Source organism: Pseudothioglobus sp. nBUS_23 (assembly GCF_051201565.1).
Classification (GTDB): domain Bacteria; phylum Pseudomonadota; class Gammaproteobacteria; order PS1; family Pseudothioglobaceae; genus Pseudothioglobus.
This window is the reverse complement of record NZ_CP179200.1, coordinates 1044743-1066111: the sequence shown is the minus strand read 5'-3', so window position 1 is coordinate 1066111 and position 21369 is coordinate 1044743. Positions and strand designations below refer to the sequence as shown.

20 protein-coding genes are annotated in these 21369 nt (G+C 38.2%); 13 read left to right on the top strand and 7 right to left on the bottom strand.

Features of this window, described 5'->3' with window-relative positions; translation table 11 throughout:
- Positions 1–9: 9 nt before the first annotated feature.
- Genes ACMAZA_RS05415 through rnr form a run of 3 tightly spaced genes read left to right on the top strand, consistent with a single transcriptional unit; the run spans position 10 to position 4612 of the window.
- Positions 10–1137, top strand: a complete 1128-nt coding sequence (locus ACMAZA_RS05415) for an ATP phosphoribosyltransferase regulatory subunit (RefSeq protein WP_435187680.1) — start codon at positions 10–12, stop codon at positions 1135–1137.
- Position 1138: 1 nt separating this feature from the next.
- Positions 1139–2455 carry an adenylosuccinate synthase gene (locus ACMAZA_RS05410; protein WP_435187678.1) on the top strand — a complete coding sequence of 439 codons (1317 nt, stop codon included), beginning with the start codon at positions 1139–1141 and terminating at the stop codon, positions 2453–2455.
- Between the two features lie 39 nt (positions 2456–2494).
- The gene (rnr, locus tag ACMAZA_RS05405) at positions 2495–4612 is read left to right on the top strand and encodes a ribonuclease R (protein WP_435187676.1); all 2118 of its coding nucleotides are present in this window, start codon (positions 2495–2497) and stop codon (positions 4610–4612) included.
- A gap of 1 nt (position 4613) precedes the next feature.
- On the opposite strand, the gene ilvD is transcribed toward rnr, so the two are convergent.
- Entirely contained in the window at positions 4614–6278 is a 1665-nt protein-coding gene (gene ilvD / locus ACMAZA_RS05400) for a dihydroxy-acid dehydratase (protein ID WP_435187674.1), read from the bottom strand.
- A 74-nt stretch (positions 6279–6352) separates the two neighbouring features.
- Between ilvD and ACMAZA_RS05395 the strand changes: the two genes are divergently transcribed.
- Both ACMAZA_RS05395 and rnt read left to right on the top strand, forming a co-directional pair.
- The gene (locus ACMAZA_RS05395; RefSeq protein ID WP_435187672.1) at positions 6353–6775 is read left to right on the top strand and encodes a GNAT family N-acetyltransferase; all 423 of its coding nucleotides are present in this window, start codon (positions 6353–6355) and stop codon (positions 6773–6775) included.
- Between the two features lie 38 nt (positions 6776–6813).
- Positions 6814–7407: a ribonuclease T gene (rnt, locus tag ACMAZA_RS05390; protein ID WP_435187670.1), complete on the top strand. Its 594-nt coding sequence runs from the start codon at positions 6814–6816 to the stop codon at positions 7405–7407.
- Here the strand turns inward: rnt and ACMAZA_RS05385 are convergent.
- A complete protein-coding gene (locus tag ACMAZA_RS05385) occupies positions 7404–7907 on the bottom strand; it encodes a hypothetical protein (RefSeq protein ID WP_435187669.1) in 504 nt (167 codons plus the stop codon). The genes rnt and ACMAZA_RS05385 overlap by 4 nt on opposite strands.
- A gap of 12 nt (positions 7908–7919) precedes the next feature.
- Positions 7920–8624, bottom strand: a complete 705-nt coding sequence (locus ACMAZA_RS05380) for a lysophospholipid acyltransferase family protein (protein WP_435187667.1) — start codon at positions 8622–8624, stop codon at positions 7920–7922.
- A gap of 121 nt (positions 8625–8745) precedes the next feature.
- On the opposite strand from ACMAZA_RS05380, the gene ACMAZA_RS05375 reads away from it, so the two are divergent.
- Together ACMAZA_RS05375 and ACMAZA_RS05370 are read left to right on the top strand one after the other, a co-directional pair.
- Complete coding sequence (locus tag ACMAZA_RS05375; RefSeq protein WP_435187665.1) at positions 8746–9885, top strand: DNA recombination protein RmuC; 1140 nt, start codon at positions 8746–8748, stop codon at positions 9883–9885.
- Positions 9882–10631, top strand: coding sequence for a YciK family oxidoreductase (locus ACMAZA_RS05370; RefSeq protein WP_435187664.1), 750 nt, complete (start codon positions 9882–9884; stop codon positions 10629–10631). The genes ACMAZA_RS05375 and ACMAZA_RS05370 overlap by 4 nt, the downstream gene beginning before the upstream one ends.
- A 1-nt stretch (position 10632) precedes the next feature.
- On the opposite strand, the gene ACMAZA_RS05365 is transcribed toward ACMAZA_RS05370, so the two are convergent.
- Positions 10633–11433 (bottom strand): inositol monophosphatase family protein, encoded by an 801-nt coding sequence (locus ACMAZA_RS05365; protein ID WP_435187662.1) that lies wholly within the window; start codon positions 11431–11433, stop codon positions 10633–10635.
- Between the two features lie 5 nt (positions 11434–11438).
- Here ACMAZA_RS05365 and ACMAZA_RS05360 point away from each other — a divergent pair, with 5 nt between their 5' ends.
- Positions 11439–12197 carry an RNA methyltransferase gene (locus ACMAZA_RS05360; protein WP_435187661.1) on the top strand — a complete coding sequence of 253 codons (759 nt, stop codon included), beginning with the start codon at positions 11439–11441 and terminating at the stop codon, positions 12195–12197.
- A gap of 48 nt (positions 12198–12245) precedes the next feature.
- On the opposite strand, the gene htpG is transcribed toward ACMAZA_RS05360, so the two are convergent.
- On the bottom strand, positions 12246–14102 hold the full coding sequence (gene htpG, locus ACMAZA_RS05355) for a molecular chaperone HtpG (RefSeq protein WP_435187659.1): 1857 nt from the start codon (positions 14100–14102) through the stop codon (positions 12246–12248).
- 37 nt (positions 14103–14139) lie between these two features.
- Between htpG and xerA the strand changes: the two genes are divergently transcribed.
- The 5 genes from xerA to bioB all read left to right on the top strand — a co-directional run bounded on the left by xerA (position 14140) and on the right by bioB (position 19238).
- Positions 14140–15054: a site-specific tyrosine recombinase/integron integrase gene (xerA, locus tag ACMAZA_RS05350; protein WP_435187657.1), complete on the top strand. Its 915-nt coding sequence runs from the start codon at positions 14140–14142 to the stop codon at positions 15052–15054.
- The gene (locus ACMAZA_RS05345) at positions 15051–15602 is read left to right on the top strand and encodes an L-threonylcarbamoyladenylate synthase (RefSeq protein ID WP_435187655.1); all 552 of its coding nucleotides are present in this window, start codon (positions 15051–15053) and stop codon (positions 15600–15602) included. Before xerA ends, ACMAZA_RS05345 begins: the two co-directional genes overlap by 4 nt.
- Positions 15603–15654: 52 nt before the next feature.
- Positions 15655–16557: an oxygen-dependent coproporphyrinogen oxidase gene (gene hemF, locus ACMAZA_RS05340; protein ID WP_435187654.1), complete on the top strand. Its 903-nt coding sequence runs from the start codon at positions 15655–15657 to the stop codon at positions 16555–16557.
- A 175-nt stretch (positions 16558–16732) separates the two neighbouring features.
- On the top strand, positions 16733–18139 hold the full coding sequence (glnA, locus tag ACMAZA_RS05335) for a type I glutamate--ammonia ligase (protein WP_435187652.1): 1407 nt from the start codon (positions 16733–16735) through the stop codon (positions 18137–18139).
- Between the two features lie 118 nt (positions 18140–18257).
- Entirely contained in the window at positions 18258–19238 is a 981-nt protein-coding gene (bioB, locus tag ACMAZA_RS05330) for a biotin synthase BioB (RefSeq protein WP_435187651.1), read from the top strand.
- On the opposite strand, the gene murG is transcribed toward bioB, so the two are convergent.
- Both murG and ftsW read right to left on the bottom strand, forming a co-directional pair.
- Positions 19189–20214: an undecaprenyldiphospho-muramoylpentapeptide beta-N-acetylglucosaminyltransferase gene (gene murG / locus ACMAZA_RS05325; protein ID WP_435187649.1), complete on the bottom strand. Its 1026-nt coding sequence runs from the start codon at positions 20212–20214 to the stop codon at positions 19189–19191. The two genes, bioB and murG, sit on opposite strands and share 50 nt — an antisense overlap.
- Positions 20207–21334, bottom strand: a complete 1128-nt coding sequence (gene ftsW, locus ACMAZA_RS05320; protein WP_435187648.1) for a putative lipid II flippase FtsW — start codon at positions 21332–21334, stop codon at positions 20207–20209. Before ftsW ends, murG begins: the two co-directional genes overlap by 8 nt.
- Positions 21335–21369: the final 35 nt, after the last annotated feature.

Genomic DNA, 21369 nt, shown 5'->3' with positions numbered 1-21369 from the left:
TTCAGGGTTATGAGTAATTGGCAGTTACCCGAGGGCATAGATGAGCTCACTGGTGACCAAGCCAATGCGTTTGAGTGCGCGAGAAGAGGCCTACTTGATCTATACCAAAGTTGGGGGTATGAAATTGTAGTACCCCCAATGATTGAGTATGCAGATAATCTTGTTCTAAATTCCAAATCAATTGATGACAAAACCTTTAAGTTTCTTGACTCAGTTTCCGCTCGGATGCTGGGAGTTCACTCTGATATAACCCCCCAAATTGCTAGAATTGACTCTAAAAGAACTAACTCTGGGGATATCAATAGATACTGTTATATCAACGCAATACTTCAAACTAAGGCAGATGATTTTTATGCTTCAAGGTCGCCTATACAGGCTGGTGTTGAGCTTTATGGTTTTAAGGGAATAGATGCGGATATAGAGGTCATTGTGTTGATGCTTTCATCCTTAAATATCCTAGGCATATCAACTCCAACTCTAAGTCTTGGTAACACAGCAATTTTTAATACTTTATGTGATTCAGCTAATCTTCAAGTAAACGATAGGTCGGTTCTAAGAGATATTTTCAGAAGGAAATCAATACCTGATTTAGATAATTTTCTATGTCAAAACCAAATTAAAGAATCCGATAAGTTTAAATCTTTGATTTCTCTTGATGGAGATGAAAGGGTGCTTGATGATGCGTTAGAGGTTTTTGAGGGTATGCCCTTGGTCATAGAAGCAATCAATGATTTAAGAAAACTGAATGACTTTTTCAAGGGTTATGACACTGAATTAATATTTGATTTAGGTGAAGTTAAGGCCTATGAATATCATGATGGTATTGTATTCGCAGCATATACGGATAAATTTTCAAAAGCTATCGCTCAGGGTGGTAGATATGATGCTTTAAGTCAATCATTTGGATCTCTAAGAGAAGCTACAGGATTTTCATTTGATCTTAAATTTTTGATACATCAACAAACCATTGGTCTAAAAAATAAGAGAGTGCTAAATGCACCAAACATTGACAATCCTGACTATATAAAGTTAGTTAATCAATTGAGAGCTCAAGGTCACATCATTAGAACTGATTTGAAAGGGTCGGATAGTATTGATTTTGTTAACGATAATGGGAAATGGAAGCTAAAGGAATAAAATGGGAAAAAATGTAGTAATCATTGGTACTCAATGGGGCGATGAGGGGAAAGGAAAGATAGTTGATTTGATTACTGACAAAGTCAGCTCTGTAGTTCGTTTTCAGGGAGGACATAATGCTGGACATACTTTGGTTATCGATGGCAAGAAAACAGTGCTACACCTCATACCCTCTGGCATCTTAAGAAAAAAAGTTAATTGCTTCATTGGGCACGGCGTGGTTTTATCAATGACTGCCCTTTTAAAAGAGATGAATGAGCTAGAAGACTCTGGAGTCGAAGTGAGCTCTAGACTCAAGATTAGCCCAGGTTGTCCTTTGATTCTTCCTTACCACATAGAGCTTGATAATGCTCGTGAGGCGCACAGAGGCAAAGCAGCAATTGGAACGACTGGAAATGGTATTGGTCCAGCGTATGAGGACAAAGTGGCTAGAAGAGGGTTGCGTGTTGGAGATTTACTGGATGAAGAGCTCTTTACGAAAAAATTAAAGGACGTTGTTGATTATCATAATTTCAGTCTAGAGCAATACTACAATCAAACACCAGTAGATTTTGACAATGTATTGTTAGAGGCTTTGAACCAAGCAAAAATCATTAAGCCAATGATCATGGATGTTGCTAATGAACTTCACAAGCAAATGGATAACTCTGAAAATATTTTATTTGAAGGGGCACAAGGCGCTCTTTTAGATATTGATCAAGGTACATACCCTTTTGTAACTTCATCCAATACTACTTCTGGTGGAGCGGTAACCGGCTCAGGAATAGGGGTCAGAGATATTGATTATGTTCTTGGTATTGTAAAAGCCTATACGACAAGAGTCGGGGGTGGGCCTTTTCCTACTGAACTTGATTATGACGTGAATACTGATGAGGGTGATCCAGTTGGAAGGGAGCTCTGTTCTAAAGGGCGCGAGTTTGGAGCGACAACTGGTCGTCAAAGAAGATGTGGATGGCTTGATTTAGTTATATTGAATCGTTCATTCAGGCTTAATGCAGTGAGTGGTATTTGTTTAACTAAGCTGGACGTCATGGATGACTTGGACTCAATAAAGATTTGTATAGCCTATGAGATTGAGGGTCAAAGAACCTCGATTCCTCCATTTTCAGCAGAAGGTTACAGCGCTGCTAAGCCTATTTATATTGAAATGCCCGGCTGGAAAACCTCTACTATAGGAACTCACTCATTTGACGATTTACCCAAAGAAGCTCAGGACTATATCAGAAAGATTGAGGAGTTAAGCCAGATTCCTGTGGACATTCTCTCAACAGGTCCTGATAGAGATGAGACATTGATATTGAAAAATCCATTTGAATAGTTATAAAAAAGACTAAGCTTGCTTTATACTTAGCACATTATGTCAGACCCTCACTATCTTCGTGAAGCGGAAAAATATGAGAGCCCGATTCCGTCTCGAGAACATATTTTAAGTTTTATTCAAAAAAGACCCAAAAGTAAGCGGCAACTCTTCGAGCTCCTTTCGATAGAGGATGAACAAAAAAAAGCCTTTGAGAGACGCCTGAGAGCAATGGTTCGCGACAAACAGCTTAGCTGTAACAAAAACGGTGTATATCGCCCTTTCTCCAATAGGGGTCTGATATCTGGAACTGTAATTGCCAACCCCAAAGGTTTTGGATTTGTCTCTCTTGATAAAGGCGGAAAAGATCTAAGGCTTTCAAGTCAACAAATGAAGTTGGTCTTTCATGGCGATAAGGTTAAGGTTCGTCTTTTGAATCGAAAGCTTGATGCTGAAATTGTTCAAGTTACTCAAACAGTTAAAACTTTAGTGGGCCGTCTTAATATTAATCAAGACGAGTGTTATGTGGTAGTTGATGATAGAAGAATTAAGCACGAGATTGATATTGTAGAGCTGATAGAGGGCTGTGCAGACAATCAAGTCGTTGTAGTTGAGGTGCTGAACTCTCCAACCCTTGAAAAAAATGCATCAGGCAGAATCACCTCAATTATTGGCAACTATCTAGATGAGGGGGTCGAAGTGGATTCAGCAATTCATCGCCATGAAATCCCCGCCATTTTTGGAGATAAGGCCCTTGAAGAGTCTGCAAAACTTCCTAACAAGGTTCTAACAAAAGATAAAAAAGGAAGAGTTGATATAACTCACCTTGAGCTAGTAACGATAGACGGTGAAGATTCACGAGACTTCGATGATGCGGTGTACGCGATTCCATCGAAAAATGGTTGGAAGTTAATGGTTGCAATTGCAGACGTTTCACATTACGTCAAAGAGGGCTCTCAGTTAGATGCTGAATCACTGGAGAGAGGTAATTCAGTATACTTCCCGCATCGAGTAGTTCCAATGCTTCCAGAATCTATTTCTAATGGTCTCTGCTCACTTAATCCTGAATTAGAAAGGCTCTGCATGGTCTGTGAAATGGAGATTGACTCATTAGGCTCTCTTCTTGAGTATAAGTTTTATTCAGCAGTGATGCTTTCTCATGCTCGATTAACCTACACAGAGGTTAATGAGATGCTAGAGAATAAAAAAAGTAAGCTCAGAAAAAAATACAAAAAAATTGAAAATAACATTGATTTTTTGTATGGGCTTTACCAAACACTCAGAATCTCAAGACAAAAGAGAGGTGTTATGGATTTTGATAGAATAGAAAGCCAAATTCTCTTTGATGATCAAGGAAAAATTGAAAACATTGTTGCTCGAAAAAGAAATGATGCACACCGCTTAATTGAAGAGTGCATGCTCATGGCGAATCAAGCTGCGGCAAAATACCTCCAAAAAGAAAATGAAGATTTTCTCTACAGGGTTCATCCAAAGCCAACGCCTGAGAAGGTTGAGATAACTAGGCAATTCCTTACTGCTATAGATCTCAGACTGGATGGCGGCCTTGAGCCAGAATCAAGTGATTTTGCTAAATTACTTAAAAACGCATCTGGAAGAGAGGATGAAAATATTATAAAGACAGTAGTTCTAAGGACAATGAAGCAGGCTACCTATACACCAAATAATGAGGGCCATTTTGGATTAGCCTTCGAAGACTATGCTCACTTTACCTCTCCCATTCGTCGCTATCCTGATTTGCTGGTACACAGAGCAATCAAGAGGGCGCTCTCTAATAAACATCGAGAACGTTCTAATAAAATGGTTGAACTCGGCGCTCACCTGTCTATGACAGAAAGAAGAGCTGATGACGCCTCTAGAGACGTTGAACAATGGCTTAAATGCGAGTACATGAGAGACAAGGTAGGTGAATGCTTTAATGGTGTTATTTCAGGAGTTGCTGGCTTTGGACTATTTGTAGAGCTGACAGAAATATTCGTTGAAGGCTTAATTAGTGTTCGTGACCTTAAAGAGGACTACTTTATCTATGATGATGTTCACCATCAACTCAAGGGTCAAAGAGGAGGAAGAATCTACCGACTTGGAGACTTGATCAAAGTCAAAGTGGCGTCAGTCAACCTTGATGATAGAAAAATTGAGTTTGTCCCAGTTTCTAAATAAACTACTCTGTAATTGCACCACGTGAAGCTGACTGAGCTAGTTTTCCATACTTGGCTAAAACACCTTTAGTGTATCTTGGCTCTGGCTGCTTCCAGTTAGAAAGTCTATCGCTAATGATTGATTCGTCCACTATCAGCTCGAGTCGATTACTTTCAGCATCAATAAGAATTTCATCGCCATCCTCAATAATTGCTAAAGCTCCACCAGTATAGGCTTCGGGTGTAATGTGTCCCACTACAAAGCCATGGGTTCCGCCCGAGAATCTTCCATCGGTTATGAGTGCAACTTTGCCCCCTAGTCCTTTGCCCATAACTGCGGAAGTTGGCGCCAACATTTCTCTCATTCCAGGCCCACCTTTGGGTCCTTCATAGCGAATCACGATGACATCACCCTCAACGATCTGATCCTTTAAGATTGCCTGAAGAGCATCCTCCTCACAGGCAAAGGTTTTGGCACTACCTCTAAAGGTTAACCCTTCCTTTCCTGTAATTTTAGCAACAGCTCCATCGGTAGCAAGATTACCTCTTAAAATTCTTAAGTGTGAATCCTTTTTGATAGGATTATCTAGAGGCATAATTATTTCTTGATTAGACTCATATGGCTTGACACCCTTTAAGTTTTCAGCGAGTGTTTTGCCAGTCACCGTCAAGCATTTTCCATGAAGCATGCCAGCATCTAAAAGCATTTTCATTAAAGGTAGTGTACCTCCAATTTGAACCAGCTCACTCATCATATATTTGCCTGAAGGTTTAAGGTCAGCCAAAACAGGAACATTGGCACCGATCCTTGTAAAGTCATCAATAGAAAGGTCAACATTAATGGCATCTGCCATAGCAATCAAATGAAGTACGGCATTAGTCGAGCCGCCCAAGGTGATAATCAAAGTGATCGCATTTTCAAACGCCTCCTTAGTCATGATATCACTAGGCTTAATGTCTTTTTCGAGAAGGTTTAGAACTGCCTCTCCAGCTCTTGAACAGTCATTATTTTTGTCATCAGAAATTGCATCCTGCGCGGATGAATTTGGAAGGCTCATACCCAATGCCTCGATTGCTGAAGCCATAGTATTTGCCGTATACATTCCACCACAAGACCCTGGTTCAGGAATTGCTTGAGACTCAATCTGCTCCAACTCTATGTCGTTGATATCATTATTCGCTCGCTTTCCAACCGCTTCGAAAACGCTAACAATATCAGTATGGTTTGCACCTGGCTGAATAGTGCCTCCATATACGAAAACTGAAGGGCGATTAAGTCTTGCAAGACCCATCACGCAACCTGGCATATTTTTGTCGCAACCACCAATAGCAACTACACCATCAAAACCTTGGCACGACGTTACAGTTTCTATTGAGTCTGCTATAACCTCTCTCGAGACTAGGGAGTATTTCATTCCTTCAGATCCCATTGAAATACCATCAGATATGGTAATAGTGTTAAAAATAACGCCTTTACCACCAGCACTATTGACTCCCTTTTCAGCTTCACTCGCCAAATCATTAATATGCATGTTACATGGGGTTACCATAGACCAAGTTGAAGCAATCCCAACCTGAGGCTTTTTAAAATCTTCTTTTTTGAAGCCTACTGGGTAGAGCATTGCCCGAGATGCGGCGCGCTCGTAACCATCAATTACAACTGATGAATATTTTCTAGAGTTCGACATGACTTTTAAATTAGCAAAAAAATATAAATTTTAGACTAAAATAACCCGCTTCTAATGTCAATTAAGGCTATAAGTTGAGTAAGGCCAACCAAATTATCAAACTAATGGAGCCATTCATAGAGGAAGGCAGGCTCCTCCCAAGAAGCGCTGAGACTATCAGCGAATGTATAGATGACTTTGTTGTTATTGAAAATGAAAATCAAGTCATTGCTTGTGCTGGTTTAAAGGTCTACGAACAAGAAAAGGTAGGCGAAATTTATGCTTTGGTTGTAAATAAGAGTTTTCATAATACTGATACTTCTTCAAAATTAATGCAATTATTAATAGACAAAGCTACCAATATGGAGCTAATCTCAATTTTTGCATTATCGAAGTATGGTGGTAGGTTCTTTTTTAGGTTTGATTTTAAGGAGACGAAATTATCTTCTCTTCCCGAGTTAAGACAAAAGAGCTATGATTATGAAAGAAGCTCAATCATTTATTCAAGAAAGCTTTGAGCTATTGTTAAGATAGTGTTTTTAAATAAGGCTTATTAATGCGACTTAAAGACAGAATACGCGGATATCTCCCGGTTGTCATTGATGTTGAAACATCCGGATTTAATGAAAAGACTGATGCATTGTTAGAAATTTGCGCCATCATAATCAGTATGGATGAAAGTGGTTCTTTTTATCCAAAGACAATGCTCCACTATCACGTCAAACCTTTTGAGGGGGCTAATATTGAGCCATCAGCAATCAAGTTTAATGGTATCGATATAGACAACCCTTTCAGACTAGCCGTAAGTGAAGAAAGAGCTTTAACTGAGATATTTGAAGAGATTAATAAAGCGCTAAAATCTGAGGAGTGTTCAAGATCTATTTTGGTGGGTCACAATGCCTTTTTTGATCTTGGGTTTGTCAAGGCGGCAACTAAAAGGGCAGGCCTAAAAAGTCCATTTCATCAGTTCTCAACAATTGACACTGTCAGCCTTTCAGCATTGTATTGTGGTGAGACAGTGCTTGCTAAAGCGATTTCTAAAATTGGAATTGAGTGGGACAATAATGAGGCTCATTCAGCGCTATACGACACTCAAAAAACCTCTGAACTCTTTTGTCAAATCTTTGACTCTAAAATAATAGGAGATTAAGGGCTCTCGTTCTTAATTTCTCTAAGATATTTGTAGTCAAGTGCCCATTTAATAAAGTCATCTGTATTGATTTTATCACTCCTAAATCTTTCCCTTAAAAGATGGTTTTCAACTCTTTGAAAGAAAATTAAGCTTAGTTGTTTGTCCTGAAGTTTCTTTATTTCATTAAGTTTAGTTTTGTAAAGCGTTGGTTCAATAATGTTTGAGAGTTTTGGACTCACCCCTAATAGGATCAAAAGACATTCATTAAAACTTAGATATTTAGTTTCAGTCAAGAAGTCATGCCAATACTTACGAGTTTTTAGCTGATTATTATTTGGATTAAGGTCTTTAAAGTCTAAAATATTATCTGCTAACAGAGATTCAATTGATAGAACATCAGAGTGAATTTCTGCATTATTTTGCCCACCTTTTAGAAGGGATTCTCTAAGTTTTATTAGTTCAGCCTTAATATTTTCTGCAGTTCTTAGGTGAAAAAGATTGTAGTTCAATTCAGACATATTCTTAACTATTTAATTAAATTTGCTTTCTTGCTCTAAGGTCCACCGCCTAATTTGCTCAGTAAGCTCTGAAGGTTTTAAATTAGAAGGAGAGATTGCCTTGCCGATAACTAAGGTTATAGCCCCAGGTTTTTTAATAAATGCACCCTTAGCCCATAGTTTACCCGCGTTATGATAAACAGGCACAATACTGTAACCAGTCTTTTTTGCTATCGCGCTACCCCCATTTTGATATGCACCCAATTGTTTGTATGGCTGTCTTGTTCCCTCAGGATAAATAACAATTGATATTCCTCTCTTTAATCTATCTGCGCCTTGCCTAATAACCTTTTTAATCGCATTTAATTTATCACCTCGATTAATTATAATTGGGTTCAATAGAGCTAAACTCCAGCCAAAAACAGGAAGCCACAATAACTCTCGCTTTAATACCCAAGTGTGTGCTGGGAATATAGTTTGAAAGGCAAGCGTCTCCCATGTAGATTGATGATTTGAAATAATAATGCATGGTTCCTGTAATACATTTTCTCTGCCAATGACCTCGGTGGTAATATTGAGAGTTACTTTAAGCCACCAAATACAAAAAATTGCCCACTGCGAGAGAAATTTTTGACGAGTGGGGTAGCCAGTAAAAATTAGAAATAAGCCAACAAAAGAGATCAAAACTAAACTAATAATTGAACCAACAAAGTACAATAGTGATCTTAAAAGTAACATGGCTTATAGAAGTCTAAGCGTTATAATTTAATTAAAATTTTACTAACTTTAGTCAACACTGGTAAGTCTATTTTATGAATGCATCAAAACAATTGTCTATTTTCCAACATGTAAGCGCTGAATGAATATTCTAATAGGCATTATTTCGCTTTTAGTTGGTGCAGCAATTAGCTTTTATATTCTTAATAAGAGGCTTTTTAAGCTATCTCAAAAAAATATTCAGCTTGAAACAAAGCTAGAGGAACAAGACAAGAATTATGCTGAAAAAATTCAGCTTGTTGATCACCTAAAGAACCAGGTTAACAATGAATTTAAAACGATTGCATCAGATATATTAAAAAACGATCGAGATAAACTAAAGGTAGATAACTCTGATTTATTGACACCTCTTCAGACTCAGCTCAAAAGCTTTAGGGAGAGAATTGAAACAATTACCAAGGAGCAGGTTGAGGAGAGAACAACTCTCAAAGAGCAGATTAAATCGCTACATGAAGCGAATATAGAGACTCAGCAGTCAGCAAAGAATTTAACTGAAGCGCTCACTTATGATAATAAAATTCAAGGAGACTGGGGTGAGGAAATACTGAGCTCTCTGCTTTCAAGCTATGGCTTTCAGGAGGGTGTTGAGTTTGATCTTCAAAAGCAGTACAAAAATGAGATGGGTGAAAAATTCAAGCCCGATGTCATTCTCCATTTGCCTGAAGGTAAGGACGTTGTTATCGACTCAAAAGTGTCTTTAAAAGATTATGTAGATTATGTAGCCGATCAAACTAATGAGTTAGCCCTTAAGAAGCACATATCCTCAATCGAGAATCAGATTAAAAATATAAGTATTAAGGAGTATGAAAATCTTGAGGGAGTTAGAAGTCTAGACTTCATTTTTGTCTTTATTCCAATCGAAGGAGCGCTATTACTTGCTCTCCAGCATAAGCATAGTTTGTTTGATGATGCACTCAAGAAAAATATAATGCTGGTTTCCCCGTCAATGCTGAGCATGAGTTTGAAAACTGTTAACTTTATGTGGCAAACCGATAAACAAAATAAAAATGCGGATGAGATTGCCAGGCAAGCAGCAGGAATGTATGACAAGCTTGCTTTATTTGTAGAGGATCTAGATAGGATTGAGAATCAACTTGAAAAAACTAAAGAGGGTTTTACAAGTGCTCGAAATAAACTATCTACTGGAAAAGGTAACTTGATAAGCAGAGCTGAGAGGCTTAAAGCGCTTGGAGTCAAGTCGAATAAGGAAATCAGTGAATGATAATTGAGAGAGCACACACTATTAAGAAAGAGGAGTTTAAAGATAAGGTTGTTCTTGTTACTGGAGCAAATAGGGGTTTTGGATTAGCAATTACAATGGATCTAGCAAGAGCTGGCGCTACAGTCATAATGCTGGGTAGAGACCTTGGATCGCTGGAGTATGCCTATGACGCTGTAGTGGATGCTGGACTGACTGAACCGATCCTCTATCCTTTGGATTTAGAAGGCGCAACTCCCGAAAACTATCAGGAACTTCAGGACAACCTGCTCAATCAATTTGGAAAGCTAGATGGCTTGGTCCATAATGCGTCCATTCTTGGCACTCAAATGCCAATTGAGCATTACGATATAAAGCTGTGGTATTCCACATTGCAAATCAATCTTAGTGCTCCCTTTATGCTAACTCAATTTCTTGTTCCTGCTCTTTTAAAATCGGATGATGCTAGAGTTATTTTTATGTCCTCAACTGTTGGCAGAGAGGCTAGGGCATACTGGGGAGCATACAGCGTTAGTAAGTTTGGAATTGAGAGCCTTGCGAAAACGCTTTCTGAGGAGCTTGAAAAAACTACTATTAGCGTTAATACAGTTAATCCTGGAAAGATGAGAACTGAGATGAGAAGGGCGGCTTATCCTGCTGAAGATTCGACAAAAGTTCCATTACCAGAAGAAAAAAGTCAGGCAATTGCCTATTTATTGTCTAGCTCTAGCCCAAAAATTAATGGAGAGCAGCTGACCATTTCAGATTAATCTATCTCTGAAGGTCTTGGGTTAAGTGTGGATGGATTTTCTTTAGAATTTGTTTGTAAACATCGGAGTTACCAGCAACAACGTTTCCCGTTTCCATGTACTTATCTCTTCCAGAAAAATCGCCTATAAAACCTCCAGCCTCTTTAACCATAAGAGCCCCTGCTGCCATATCCCATGAGTTAAGTCCAATTTCCCAGAAGCCATCTAATCTTCCTGCTGCTAGATAAGCAAGGTCTAATGCCGCAGCACCAGCCCTTCTGATTCCAGAAACGTGCGGGTGTATTGCTCTAAAAGTTTCTATATAGCAGTCGAGGTGTTGCGGATGCTTGAAAGGGAAGCCTGTTCCAATAAGTGTGTCCTTAAGGCCATTGGTTGAGGTTACGCGAATCCTTTCATTGTTTAGATAAGCACCTTCACCTTTTGATGCAGTAAAGAGTTCTTCTTTAAAGGGGTCATAGATTACAGCATGAGAAGTAATTTTTTTCTCAATAAGTGCAATCGATACAGCATACTGAGGAAAGCCATGAAGATAATTGGTGGTGCCATCCAGCGGGTCAATGATCCATTGATAGTCATTATCGCCAATCATTTTTCCACTCTCTTCTCCTAGGACTGAGTGCTGAGGAAAAGCCTTCTTGATTTCTTTAATGATCGCACTTTCGGCAGTCTTGTCAACCTCAGATACGAAGTCATTTTCAGATTTATTTTCTATAGTTAATAAATCGACTTGATTGTGATACCTTAAAATAATATCACCAGCTGCTCTGGCAGCTCTAACTGCAATATTAACGGTAGGATGCATCTTAAATGAGCCAAACAAATAAAGAAATGAATTATACCTTGACGAATTTTAATAAAGTAAGGATTGTCATGGTGAATACTACCGAGCCAGGCAACATTGGGGCTGCAGCTAGAGCAATGAAAAATATGATGCTTAGTGAGCTCTATCTTGTATCACCATCAAACTTCCCCTCTGCGGTGGCAACTGCAAGGGCAAGTGGAGCCGATGATGTGTTATCAAACGCCACAATCTGCTCAACTCTTGAGGAGGCTTTGGTAGGAGTTAGCCTAGTGATTGGAGCTAGCGCTAGGCAGCGTAACATCAAGTGGAGGCAGTTAAATGTTATTGAAACGTGCAATGAAATTCAATCGACACTTGTTTCAAAAGATAGTGAAGTGGCAATAGTCTTTGGAACCGAGAACTCTGGCTTAACCAATGAAGAGCTAGACTTATGTTCAATCTTAATGACCATCCCTGGAAACCCTGAATACTTTTCTTTAAATGTTGCTTCTGCGATTCAGGTATTTGCCTATCAGAATTTTGTTGCTAATTCAGAAGGAAAATTTGATAACTCCTCAAAAGACATTGCGGGATTTGATGACCTAAATGGGTTTTACAAACATCTAGAGCAAGTCCTTGAACATATTAGCTATTTTGATTCTAAAAAACCTAAAAACCTACTTATGAGACGCCTTAGAAGGCTTTTTGGAAGAAGCATTCCTGAAAAAGAAGAGATTGCCATATTACGAGGGATTCTCAACAAGATCAACCCATACAAGCCATAAATAAAAAAAGCCCGAAAAACGGGCTTTTTTTTGATGAGTTGTTGCCTTTTAACCCAGCATCAACTTATTCATTCTTTTAACGAACTCTGCGGGCTCCTTAATTTGACCACCCTCACTCAGTACGGCCTGATCAAATAATACTTTTACAATATCATCATCGACCTTTGTTTTGAGTTTCATAACAAGCGGATGAGTAGGGTTAATCTCAAGAATTGGCTTTGTCTCAGGGACGTCCTGTCCAAGTGACTTCATAATCCTCTCCATATTGCCACCTAACTCATTTTCGTCAGCAACTAGACAAGAAGGTGACTCACTTAAACGACTTGAAACTTTAACTTCTTTGACCTGATTATCAAGTATTTCTTGTGCCTTAGAGATTACTTTTTCATAGTCTTTAACCGTTTTTTCTTTCTTTTTCTTATCCTCTTTTGAGTCAAGATCATCCAAGTCTCCCTTGGCGATAGACTTTAAGGAGAACTCTTCAAATTCTCCAAAGTTAGCAACTAGCCATTCATCAACTCTATCTGAGAGGAGCAAAACTTCGATATCTTTTTGTTTGAAAATTTCAAGATGCGGCGATCCTTTTGCTGCATCATAGTTGTCGGCAGTGACATAATATATATTTTTTTGATCTTTGTTCATTCGGCCAACGTAGTCTTTAAGAGAGACTGTTTGGTCTGAAGAATCAGATGAAGTAGATGAAAATCTTAGTAGGTTTGAGATTTTCTCTTTGTTGGCGAAGTCCTCTACAACACCTTCTTTAATGACCATTCCAAATTCATTCCAGAAAGTTGCATAATCTTCAGGCTTGTTTTTGGACATCTTTTCAAGTTCTGAAAGGATTCTTTTTACGGACGCCTTTTTGATTGTGTCGACAACTTTGCTACCTTGAAGAATCTCCCTTGAAACATTCAGAGATAGATCTGCGGTATCTATTACGCCCTTAATGAATCGAAGATATTGTGGAAGCAATTCCTCATTGCCTTCCATAATAAAAACTCTCTTGGCATAAAGCTTAACGCCTCCTTTTCTTTTGGGCTCCCACATATCAAATGGTGCTTTTTTAGGTATGAATAGCAGAGAAGTGTAATCCAGCTTGCCTTCAACTCTGTTATGGATTTGAGTTAATGGGCCATCGAAATCATACGTAAGCGATTTATAGAACTCATCATAGTCGCTTTGGGTGAGCTCTTTTTTGTCTTGCATCCAGAAGGCTGTTGCCTTATTTATTGTTTCATAAACAATCTCGGTTTCATCTTCCTCTGATGGCTTAATCATCATTATTGGAACTGTAATATGGTCAGAGTACTTTGAAACAATTCCTCGAAGACGGAAACCATCTATAAACTCACTTTCAGCTTTCTTGACATCTAGTATTACAGTGGTACCGTAATCCTCAAGTTCAACAGATTCAATTGAATATTCACCTTTACCTTTTGAAGTCCATTTGGTTCCGTTCGCTTTGTCATCGCCAGCTTTTCTACTGAGAAGAGTGACAGTGTTTGAAACTATAAACGCAGAATAAAAACCGACACCAAATTGACCAATTAGATTAGAGTCTTGAGTTTGATTTTTATCTAAACTTTCTAAGTACTTTCGTGTGCCTGAGTTAGCAATAGTTCCAATATTTTCCATGACCTCATCCTGAGTCATCCCGATACCATTGTCTTTAATAGTAATTGTTCCTGCATCCTTATCGACATCAATTTGAATGCTTGGTTCTTGCTTGCCTTCAAGCAGCTTATCATTTGATAATGATTCAAACTTTAGCTTATCGATTGCATCTGAAGCATTTGAAACAAGCTCTCTGAGAAAAATCTCTTTATTGGAATAAAGAGAATGAATCATCAAGTTAAGAAGCTGAGAGACTTCAGTTTGAAATTCATGTGTTTGTTTTTTACTCATTCAAAATCCCCTATCGTTTAACGTAAAATGTAAAGATATGGTCAATCACGAAAAAAACAAGTACAAAAACGTAATTTTATCGAAACAAATTGAAGATTTTGTTGGGCACTTGAGTATCGAAAAAAACTATGCATTAAATACAATTTCATCTTACAAAAGAGACTTATTGAAATTTACATCATTTCTAATTGATAAAGAGGTCTCTGATTACAAAATGGTTGACCCTGATACTCTTAATATGTTTGTCATGGAGTTAAGGCATAGCAACACATCAGGAAAATCAATTAAAAGATACTTGTCCTCAATCAGAGTTTTCTTTGCATTTCTTATGGAGATTGGTGAAGTAGAAACAAATTCTGCCCTCTTAATTAAAACACCAAAAGTGGAGCGTGAGCTTCCGAAAACTATCGACTTTGATGACTTAAAAAAAATGATGACAATTAATTCATCTCAATATAAGGAGTTAAGATCGGTATTGATGATTGAGTTGCTATATTCATGTGCACTCAGAGTATCAGAGCTTGTCGGAATAAATCTTGAAGATATTGATATGAATGAGGGTTTTGTAAAGGTCATTGGTAAAGGCAATAAGGCTCGATTTTCTCCAATGGGCCAAACAACAATTGATGTTTTGAAGCGTTATATTAAACAGAGGCCGACCTGCAATTCAGATGCCTTATTCATTAATCAAAAAAACACAAGAATTTCAACAAGAACCGTTCAAAATGTTGTTAAAAAAAGGGCCCTCCAAGTAGGTGTCTCAATCAATGTTCATCCACATTTGCTAAGACATGCAGCAGCCACACATTTCTTGCAGTCAAGTCATGACTTGAGGACTGTTCAAGAGTTTTTAGGGCACAAGAGCATTAAAAGTACCCAGGTCTATACCCACTTAGATTTTCTTGAATTATCGAAAGTTTATGATGAGTTTCATCCAAGAGCCAAAAAATGATAGTCAATACTAGAATTAGACTGGCACTCCATCATCTAAGAAAAGGAGTTATAGCCCATCCAACGGATACTATCTATGGTCTTGGGTGTCTCGCTAATAACTCATTTGGAATTCAAAAGATTATCGAACTAAAGAAAAGAGATATTAGCAAAGGTTTCATTCTGCTTGCCTCTGACATTGGTTACCTACTGCCCTATATTGATTCTCAAATAAGTGAAGATCTCTTAGAGCAGCTATCATTACCTACAGAAAGTCCAACGACTTTTTTAGTGCCAAAGTCAGAGGAATTGCCCCCATTATTAGCTGGTGGAAATGAACTTTTGGCTGTGAGAATTACTTCCAATCCTTTGATTAAGTTTTTTTGTGAGGAAACTGAGTCGGCTCTGATTTCAACAAGTGCAAATCTACAAGGCAAAAAAGCTGCCTCAACTCAGCGCGAATTAAAAAGCTACTTTGGTAATCAGCTAGACTATGTATTGCCTCCTACTGGGTATAATTCTGAACCTTCAAAGATCATTAATTTAATGACTGGGGAGCGTTTAAGGTAAACACTTAAATTCATTTAAATGACAAACGCTTAATTTTTATAAACTAAAAAAAATGATAGAACAAGTTAAAAAGTATCTATTAAATCTTCAAAATGATATTTGCGAAGAATTTGGAAATTTAGACTCAAAATCAAGCTTTGATAATGATGTATGGGAGAGAGATGACGGACGAGGAAGTGGAATCACTCGAGTCATCTCTAATGGTAGTCTATTTGAAAAAGGCGGCGTCAACTTCTCAATTATTAGTGGCGACAAGATGCCCAAATCAGCAACACAGCTCAGGCCTGAGCTAGAGGGTAGAAAGTATACAGCGCTGGGCATTTCTGTTGTGTTCCATCCTGAAAATCCATTTGTTCCAACTACACATTCAAATGTCCGCTTCTTTATAGCTGAAAATGAAGGCGAAGAGCCTTTGTGGTGGTTTGGTGGAGGCTTTGACTTGACACCATACTATGGATTTGAGGAGGACGCAATTCATTGGCATAAGACCGCTCATCAGGCTTGTAAACCTTTTGGAGAAAAGGTTTATGAAAATTATAAAAAGTGGTGCGATGACTATTTTTATTTGAGCCATAGAGATGAGCAGCGTGGCATAGGCGGACTATTTTTCGATGACCTAAATGAAGGCGGGTTTGATTATTGCTTTGATTTTATGAAAAGTGTCGGAAACCATTTTGTTAAAGCATATAAACCGATCGTCCTTAAAAGACAAGAAACACCATATACAGAAAAGCAAAAAGAGTTTCAGCTTTACAGGCGAGGCCGATACGTCGAATTTAATTTAGTTCAGGATAGAGGAACTTTGTTTGGCCTTCAAAGTGGAGGTAGGACTGAATCAATTTTGATGTCACTTCCACCAAAAGTTCAGTGGGCTTATCAATTCAATATAGCTCCCAATAGTGAAGAGGAAAAACTAACGAATTACTTTTTGAAGCCTAGAAATTGGATTTCATAGATATCAACTACGGTTGAATTATTTTCTAGTGAAAAGCTTTTAAAACTAGGATATAATCCACGCTGAAATATCTTTTGTTGTTCTGTTTAGATACAACATATCGTTTGCAACGGCGCAGACTTCTGACAATGCCTGTCATTTTTTAAATTTACTATTATTTATAGGGAGTATAGCTATGTCTGCAAAAGATGTAATGAAAACGATTGAAGAGCAAAGCGTAAAGTTTATAGATTTTCGTTTTACTGATACAAAAGGAAAAGAGCAGCACGTTAGTGTTCCAGCTCATACAGTTGATGCTGAAAAGCTTGAAGAAGGACAGATGTTTGATGGATCTTCAATTGCTGGCTGGAAAGATATTAACGAGTCTGACATGATTCTTATGCCTGATTGTGATACCGCAATCATTGATCCTTTTACTGAAGAGGTAACACTCAATATCCGTTGTAATATCATTGAGCCTTCAGACATGAAGGGATATGTTAAAGACCCTCGCTCTATTGCTCATAGAGCAGAAGCATACCTGAAGGATTCAGGGATTGGCGACACAGCTTATTTTGGTAATGAACCTGAATTTTTTGTATTTGATAGCGTGAAGTGGGATACAGGTCACGGAATGGGAAAGGCTTTCTTTGAGATTAACTCTGAAGAGGCTGCATGGAGTTCTGGTGAGGATATGGAAGGTGGTAACAAAGGTCATCGCCCAAGAGTTAAAGGTGGCTATTTCCCTGTACCTCCAGTAGACTCATTGCATGATCTTCGCTCTCAGATGTGTTTAGCAATTGAAGAGATGGGCGTTACTACAGAGGTTCACCATCACGAGGTTGGAACAGCTGGACAATGTGAAATTGGAGCGTTATTTAATACTCTAGTTAAGAAGGCTGATGAGACTCAGATTCTAAAATACTGTGTTCATAATGTAGCTCATTTATATGGAAAGACTGCAACATTTATGCCAAAGCCAATTGCTGTTGATAATGGAAACGGCATGCATGTTCATATGTCAATTGCGAAAGATGGTAAAAATTTATTTGACGGTGACGGCTACGGAAACTTAAGTGAAACAGCGCTTTACTACATTGGTGGTGTTATTAAACATGCAAAAGCATTAAACGCTTTTACAAATCCATCTACTAATTCATATAAGCGATTAGTACCTGGTTTTGAAGCTCCAGAAATGCTTGCTTATTCAGCAAAGAATCGTTCTGCTGCGATAAGAATTCCATTCGTTTCTAATCCTAAGGGGCGCAGAATTGAAGTGCGCTTTCCAGATTCAACAGCGAATCCATATCTTGCCTTTGCAGCACTTCTAATGGCAGGGCTTGATGGAATTAAAAACAAGATACATCCGGGTGAGCCAGCTGATCAGGATTTATATGAAGACAGTGATGGGTCCATTCCTAAGGTTAGTGGTATGCTTCATATCGCTCTTGAAGAGCTCGACAAAGATCGTGATTTTCTTAAGGAAGGTGGAGTATTCACTGATGAAGTGATTGATTCATTCATAGATCTTAAGATGCAAGAGGTTACTGCTATGAGAGCGTCACCTCAACCACTTGAGTTTGATTTATATTACAGTTGTTAATGGTAATAAATAAAAAATAAAAAAAAGCCGCGCTCTGTGCGGCTTTTTTATAATCTATTCATAACTTTATGGATACGTTAAAATACATCATAATTAAATTTATTTTTTTAGAACAAAGATGATTGAACTCAGAAATGATTGGCAAATAGGTGAAATTAAAGCTCTTTTTGAGCTTCCCTTTAATGACCTTCTATTTAAGGCGCACTCGATTCATAGAGAAACATTTGACCCAAATAAAGTTCAAGTGAGTTCATTATTGAATATCAAAACTGGTGCTTGTCCTGAGGATTGTTCATACTGCTCGCAAAGCTCCAAATATGATACTGGTTTAGAGCGTGAAAAATTGATGGAGGTTGAGGAAGTTCTTCAACAAGCTCAAAATGCTAAAAACAAAGGTGCGACTCGTTTTTGTATGGGTGCAGCATGGAGAAATCCGACAGATAAAAGCCTAGACAAAGTGATTCCGATGATTCAAGGGGTCAAAGCAATGGGCATGGAGACTTGCGTGACTCTCGGCATGTTATCTCCTAAGCAAGCAGCAGTTCTTAAAGATGCTGGACTTGACTATTACAACCATAATATTGATACATCTAAAGAAAATTACTCTAATGTTGTAACTACACGCCAATTCCAAGACAGACTGGATACCTTAGAAGCTGTTAAGAATGCCAATATTAACGTTTGTAGTGGTGGTATTCTTGGGATGGGAGAAACAGAGACTGACAGAGCTTCAATGCTTCAATCTTTGGCTAACCTTGAAAAGCACCCAGACAGTGTCCCAATTAACTTGCTTGTTCCAATTCCCGGAACGCCATTTGAGAATGTAAAGCCTCCTAGTGAAAGTGAGTTTGTAAGAACCATCGCGGTTGCAAGAATCTTGATGCCTAATTCTGTTGTTAGGTTGTCCGCTGGCCGTCTGGATATGGGAGAAGGGATGCAGGCGCTATGCTTTTTTGCAGGTGCTAATTCTATTTTTTACGGCGAACAGCTTCTTACTACTGACAACCCAACGGTTGCTAACGACAAGCTTCTTTTTAGCCGCCTTGGCATTAATTCAGAAGATAATCAGCAATCAGTCGCTCAGGATGTAGCACTTTAAGTGACCCAAGGTTAAAACTCATCTCCTTGAGCCTTTCTGAGTCTAATTGAGACATTTGCTCGTCTAACGCTTCAGGTGTGAGATTTTGCTCATCAATTATTATCCCTGCTTCTTTTTTAGTTAAGTACTGAGCATTAACAGTTTGGTGATTATCGATTGCATAAGGAAATGGAATAAGTATGGCAATTGTCTTTGTTGCGATTAATTCAGATACAGTCATGGCTCCTGCTCTGCATACTACTAGGTCTGCCCAGGCGTAAGCCTCACTCATATTGGAGATAAATGGATCCAACTTTACTTGGCGATGATCACTCTTACTATACAAAGCCTTGACTTCATCAAAATGACTTTTTCCAGTCTGATGCCAGATATTAATTGGAGTTTTAATGTGCGGAATCACTTCGTTTATTTTTTTTGCGCCTAGCGAGCCCCCAAGCACAAGTAGATTTTTGACCTCTGAGACTGCTTTTTTTGAATTTGGCTCAAACAAAATAGGATTTCCAGTTGTAATAGCATTGACTTCCTCAGAAAAGGAGTTTTCGAATGCTTGAAAATTTAGCGTTGAAATCTTGCTTAAAAGTTTATTAGTAGATCCTGGAATTGTATTTTGTTCATGAATAAACAAAGGTACAAAAAAAATTTTTGCAATCAAGCCCCCGATTCCTGTTACATAACCTCCCATACCAATCACCGCATTTGGCCTATATTTTATAAAGACAATGACAGTCTGAATAAACCCAAAACTAAGTAAAAATAAAGCCCTGATTATTGTTATTAATTTTTTTCCACGAATTCCGCTAGAAAAGACGCCATTAAATTTAATTTTATACCTTGGAACTAGGTCGCTCTCCATAGAGTTTCTGCCACCAAGCCACTCAACTATTGCACCCCTTTTTGACAACTCTTTAGCAATAGAAAGGGCCGGGAAAATATGACCCCCAGTGCCGCCAGCCATAATTAGAATCTTTTTAGACATAGTGACGTTGCTTTGAGTATTTAGTCCTATTTTCCATATCTACTCGTAAAATAATGGCTAAAGAAATGATCGCAAATATCATAGATGTCCCGCCATAGCTCAGAAGAGGCAATGTAAATCCTTTCGGAGGCAAAAGACCTAAATTCATTCCTATATTGACCGTGATTTGCATTGCGAACCAGGTACATATCCCAAAAACTACATAGGAGCTGTAATACCTGCCTTTTTGAAGGGCAACTTTTGCAATCTTAAACCCCTTTAGCAAAATAAACAAAAAGGATAGCAATACAAACATCATCCCTAAAATTCCCAATTCTTCACCTATGACTGCAAAAATCATATCTGTGTGTCGCTCAGGCAGTAGAGAGTATTTTTGGATTCCAGCACCAATACCAGTTCCAAACCAATCCCCCCTTGCGATACCAATTAATGCCTGCTGAGTTTGATGAACTTTAGCGTCATTACTGGCCCAAAAATCATCCACCCAGAAGGAAGTGAGTCGTGCAATTCGATTTGGATTAAGATAAATAAATACACCAACGAAGGCAAATAAGCCAGCTGTTATAATTGAAAGTTGCTTTAAAAAAACTCCAGCAGCATAAAGCATAGCTAGAGCAGTTAAAGATATGATTAAGGTTGCGCCAAAGTCAGTCTCTAAAAGCAAAAGAAAATCAGCTATACCAATAATGACCAGTGTTTTAAGAAACCCTTTCCAAGGCCTTCTAATATCTTTTTCTTGCCGAATTAAAAAACCAGCCATAAAAAGAACCATGGATAGTTTCATTAACTCTGAAGGTTGAAATTTAAAAAAAACAAAATTAATCCATCTCGTCGATCCGTTAACAGTGTGCCCAATTGGTGGAGGAAAGAATACGACTGTCAAAAGAATCAAAGAGAGAATGAATAGCGGTATTGAGTATTTTTGGAGGGTTGAAATTGGAGTATTCAAAATTATCAGTCCTGCAAACAAACCAGCGCAGATAAATATAGTCTGCTTGAAAAAAAATGAATAACTAGAAAAATAAGCCAATGAAGCAGAAAAGGACATGAGCCACCCAAAAATTAACAAAGCCAAAATAGAAGACAGCAATGCTTTATCTGGCATTTGTCTTGTTCTCATGTTTGGGTTTAATCTCATAGACAAATATATTTTAT